This window comes from Streptomyces hazeniae, from assembly GCF_031845485.1.
GTDB lineage: Bacteria > Actinomycetota > Actinomycetes > Streptomycetales > Streptomycetaceae > Streptomyces > Streptomyces hazeniae.
Genome location: NZ_JAVREQ010000254.1, coordinates 1 through 388 on the forward strand (window position 1 = coordinate 1; position 388 = coordinate 388).

The 388-nt window shown below is 66.8% G+C and carries 1 protein-coding gene; it reads right to left on the bottom strand.

Features of this window, described 5'->3' with window-relative positions:
* On the bottom strand, nucleotides 1-371 hold a 371-nt coding region (locus RM572_RS29595), incomplete at its 3' end, for a hypothetical protein (protein ID WP_311676416.1).
* Nucleotides 372-388 lie beyond the last annotated feature (17 nt).

Here is a 388-nt window from a genome sequence, read left to right on the forward strand (position 1 = left end):
TCCTGCTTCTGCGGCGGCACCAGAACGTCGGCCATCGAGACCGTGACACCCGAACGGGTGGCCCAGTGGACACCGGCGTCCTTGAGCTTGTCGACGGTCTGCGCCACCACGATCATCGGGAAGCGCTCGGCCAGATCGTTGATGATCCGGGCCTGGACCTTCTTGTGCATCTGCTCGTTGACGAACGGGTAGCTCTTGGGCAGCAGCTCGTTGAAGAGCACGCGGCCCAGCGTGGTGTCCGCGGTCCAGGCATCGCCGGGCTTCCAGCCGTTCTCGAACAGCTCGCCCTCGACGTTGCCCGGCGGACGCGCGTCGGTCAACCGCACCATGATCATGGCGCGAACCGACAGGGCTCCGCGATCCAGGGCCATGATGGCCTCGGCGGGCG